Consider the following 4,352-nt stretch of genomic DNA (forward strand, 5'->3'; position numbering starts at 1 on the left):
GTTCCAGGCGGCTTGCGCGGGCGTGGCCAACGTCATCGCCTGGATCGAGCAATACACGCACGGCGAGGGCGACCTGCACGACCTGCAAACGTCCATCGAGCACCAGGACGGCTGGAACTGGGAACAGCGGGTGGAAGAAACACTGCATCGGCTGCACCTGGACAAGGACGCGGTCATCGCGACCTTGTCGGGCGGGACGAAAAAACGCGTCGCGCTGGCGCAGGCCCTGGTGCGCCGGCCCGACGTGCTGCTGCTCGACGAGCCGACCAACCACCTCGATATCGTGATGGTCGAGTGGCTGGAGAGCTTCATGGCCCGCTACCCCGGCGCCGCGCTGATTATCAGCCACGACCGGGCCTTTCTGGACGCCGCCACCAACGAGACGGCCCACCTGTGGCGCGGCGAGCTCAACGTCTATCCCGGCGGCTACACCACCTTCCGCACCGCGCTGGACGAGGAACTAGAGCGCACCCGCGCCCGCGCCGCCCAGGACGCCAAGAAGATCGCCAGCCTGGCCGAGTCCACCGCCCGCATGAAGATCTGGGGGCTGGGCATGTCCAAGCTGGCCCGCCGTGCCAGCAGCATGGAAACCCGTCTGGAACGCCTGAAAAAGAGCGCCGCCCAGGCCCCGGCGCGGGCCGAGCGCACCGCCCGCATCCTGTTTCACGCCCCGGCCAGCGGTGACATGGTGCTCGACGCCAGGCACCTGACCAAAAAACTGGCCGGACGCACGCTGTTCGGCGACGTGGCGGTGCAGATCCGGCGCGGCGAGCGCGTGGCGTTGATCGGGCGCAACGGCGCGGGTAAGACCACCTTCCTGCGCACACTGCTGGGCCTGACCCCCAGCGACGACGCCCGCGCCTACAGCCGCACCGGAGCCCGCGTCACGGTGGGTTACTACGACCAGCAACTGCGCGGCGTCGAGGAGGACAGCACCCTCTATCATGAGGCCCGCGCCTACGTCGAGAAGGACGCCGAGGCCCACGATCTGCTGGGCACCTACATGTTTCCCTACCTGAGCCACGACAAATTGGTGCGCGTTCTCTCCGGCGGCGAACGCGCCCGCCTGGCGCTGCTCAAGCTGGCCCAGGAAGACCATAACTTTCTGGTGCTCGACGAGCCGACCAACCACCTCGACATGGAGATGCTGGAAAGTCTGGAAGGCGCCCTGGCCGACTTTTCCGGCACGCTGCTGATGGTCAGCCACGACCGGCGTTTCATCGAGCACCTGGCCGACCGCATCTGGCTGATCGAGGACGGACGGTTCTACGAGTACCCCGGCGGCTGGCAGTACTACCGCGAAAAGCACCAAAGCGCCGAGAAGGTCACAGAAGTCAGGGCCGCGCCCGCCCTGCAAAACCCCGCTGCGCCCAAAGGCAAGGGCCTGTGGCACCTCAAGCGCGAGGTCGAGCGTCTGGAGGCCGAGGTGAGCGACATCGAAGCCCGGATCGAGGAAGCCCACCAGGCGCTGGCCCAGGCTGCCCCCGACGCCGACTTCGCCGCGCTGGGCAGTGCGGCTGCCGAGCTGGAGCAGACGCTGCTTCACCGCATGACCGAGTGGGAACAGGCCCAGGTGAACGTCGAGGCCCGGAGCCGTCTGCACGCAGACTGAGCGATTCATTCAGACGTCAGCGGATCAGGCGAATTTGAAGGCCAACAAACCAAGATCAACAAGATACATGGCATAAAAAGCCGCGCCCAACAAATGTCGGAGCGCGACCTGGTGGTAATGATGATGGGGTACTGTTTTTCCGGTCTGAGCGTCAGTCTATCAGCAATTTGAGATAGAGCTCACTGTGTCGTTCATATTGCCAAACTGACCGCCCATAAAGTCATGTTGAGTAGTGTTTGAACCGATGTTCCATGTCCAAGCACCTGCCCCAAGTCCGAAACCCTGACCTCTGTACCATGTGTCTGTCCAAACACATACGGTCTTGCCGGTTCTGTTCCAGAACGATGTCGCCCTATCATTCCAGTAGCTCCCCACGTTGGCGACGTTGGGAATAAATCCAATAGCATTACCATTGTAGTTGTTGTCTTCCCACATGCAGAACCAGCCAGGCTTACACATGCCCCCATCTCCCAGGGCGGAAATCAAGCCGTTACCAGAATCGGACATGAATTTTACTGGGCTGGTGTTTACAGGATCTGGCCCCAGCCCCTTGACTATCGTTTGAAGAGGGGCTGTGCTGCCTGTAGTGCCACCTATACCTGCATCCGGCGCAGTTGTAACAGAGTTCTGCCCACAGCCGACCATCGCTATACCTATCGTTAGAAGAATCAGCGTGTTTTTCACACCCGAACCTTAGCAAGCTCAAGTGAGTCGTATATTAGATTTTCCAGATGGTCTCAATCTCATAATCATTTTAAATCCGAATTTAAAAGAAGTTAGGGCTGGTACAAAAAACACGACTGAAAGCACACCTGGTCACATTTTACTGGATCTCGGTAGGTGGAGTTTGCGCTTGCGATGAGGCGTCTTAAAGCAGATCAAACATGAATATTACGTAAATACAGCATCTGTATCCACTTCGATCTAAAGACCGCACGTCCAGGCGTTCGCCGTCGGGTCAAAGCGCGACTGGAACGGGTTCAACTTCCAATTCGGATACGACTTTTCGCTGCCCATAGGATGGCAAATTCTGTATGTAGGTTCAGGTCCGAGTGATCGGCAACTCACGGCAAAATGTCCCGCACCTTAGCGCAGCCGCACCTGCATCCGCCCTGGCACGTAGACCTGGACGCCGTTTTTGCCGCTGGCCTTGACGGTATACATGGCCTCATCGGCGTGGCGCAGCAGTTCTTCGGCGCTTCTGGCCGGGTCGGGGTAGAGGCCGATGCCGATGCTGGCCGAGGCCCGGTAGGGCTGGCCCGCCAGGGTGAACGGCTCCTCCAGCGCGGCCAGAAGCTGGGCGGCCCGCGCAGGAACGGTCTGGGCGCTTAGGCCGGGGCAGATCACCGCGAATTCGTCGCCGCTGATGCGGGCCAGCACCTCGCCGGGGGGCAGGCGTGATTGCCAGCGCAGCGCCAGCTCGCACAGCAACTGGTCACCGGCCTGGTGGCCGAGTCCGTCGTTGACGGCCTTGAAGTTGTCCAGGTCGATAAACAGCAGCGCCAGGGGCTGTCCGCTCGCCAGGCTGGCGCCCAGGTGCTCGCGGAAGTTCAGGCGGTTGGGCAGCCCGGTCAGGGCGTCGCGGTAGGCCAGCTCGGTGACGGCGGCCAGGCCAGCGCCAGCCTGACTCTCCAGCACGGCGGCGAAGGCGTACAGGCAGACCAGGTAAATCGGTGTGGCCAGCGAGAACAGCGTAAACAGCCGGGTGCTGGAGGCACTCACCGGGCCGCCGAGCGCGTACACCAGCAGCGAGGCCGCAAAGAACGCCGCAGTGGCCTGCATCCCCAGCCGGGTGCCGAACGACAGGAAGGTCCAGATGTAAAGCACCTGGGCTGTGACGACGAACATCGGCACGTTGCCGCTGACATCCAGTCCGAGCAGACCCAGGAAGATCAGCCCAGCGGAGGCGAACAGGCTCCATTCAAAGGGCCGCAGCCGCAGCCTGCCGCTCAGAAAGGCCCAGATCAGCAGGCTCCAGACGACCTCACCGAGCATGCTCAACCACCACACCAGGCTCTGCACCGGGGTACCGAACTGGATCATGACGGTGCCCAGCACCGCACCCGGCACCAGCAACACCCGGTAGACCCGTTTTTTGAGGTCGAGCACCTGAACGGCGGCGCCCTGGCGGGCCTGTTCGAGCATGGTGGTCATGGCGTGGGCATCAGCTCCTGAGTGCACTGTACCGGTATCCGGCGCCAGTTGAGGCGAAAATAAGGAGACCCGCCCGGCCTGCGCGGCGATCTGGCAGCCGCTGGCCGAAGCTTGAACGCCCACTCACACCTTGTTTACAGAATTGTTCAGGCGGTCAGTTGGCTTATGTCAAACTGTGTTGATGCACACGTTGTTCAGAGGTGGCACGCCCTTTTCGCCCCGGCTCAGATCGGGCGACTCAACTGGGGCGGCTCAGGTCCATGCTCGGCACGCCGCCGGAGCGCCAGGGATTCCCAGTTTCCACGAAGCGCCAGGGCAGATTCCGGCCCGCCGCGATGCCCACCCGCGCCGTGACGCTCACCTGGGCGTCCGTCAGCGGGTTGCCAGGATGCAGCGACAACCCCGCACCGTTCACCGGCTGGTGTCTGATGTCCTGCGACGTGAGGCCCAGCGCCTGCACCAGTTTGGCCGGGCCGCTGGTGACGCCGCGCACCACCGGGCGAAACTCCAGCATGGTGTCTTGGCCCTCCAGCGGCTCCAGGGCGCGAATCAGGATGCTGGCGGGCACGCCTTCCGGGCGGCAGGT

4 protein-coding genes are annotated in these 4,352 nt (G+C 62.7%); 1 reads left to right on the forward strand and 3 read right to left on the reverse strand.

The window, feature by feature from the left end:
• Window positions 1-1,612 (forward strand): ABC-F family ATP-binding cassette domain-containing protein (locus Q0R23_RS15095; protein WP_293914281.1); only part of this gene is annotated, 1,612 nt, incomplete at its 5' end.
• 159 nt (window positions 1,613-1,771) lie between these two features.
• Here the strand turns inward: Q0R23_RS15095 and Q0R23_RS15100 are convergent.
• From Q0R23_RS15100 to Q0R23_RS15110, 3 genes are all read right to left on the reverse strand, one after another.
• Window positions 1,772-2,296 carry a peptidase inhibitor family I36 protein gene (locus Q0R23_RS15100; RefSeq protein ID WP_293914283.1) on the reverse strand — a complete coding sequence of 175 codons (525 nt, stop codon included), beginning with the start codon at window positions 2,294-2,296 and terminating at the stop codon, window positions 1,772-1,774.
• Between the two features lie 402 nt (window positions 2,297-2,698).
• A complete protein-coding gene (locus tag Q0R23_RS15105) occupies window positions 2,699-3,889 on the reverse strand; it encodes a GGDEF domain-containing protein (RefSeq protein WP_293914285.1) in 1,191 nt (396 codons plus the stop codon).
• A gap of 115 nt (window positions 3,890-4,004) precedes the next feature.
• Window positions 4,005-4,352: DNA-3-methyladenine glycosylase (locus tag Q0R23_RS15110; RefSeq protein ID WP_293914287.1), on the reverse strand; the 348-nt coding region annotated here is incomplete at its 5' end.

The organism is Deinococcus sp. (genome assembly GCF_025362455.1).
Classification (GTDB): domain Bacteria; phylum Deinococcota; class Deinococci; order Deinococcales; family Deinococcaceae; genus Deinococcus.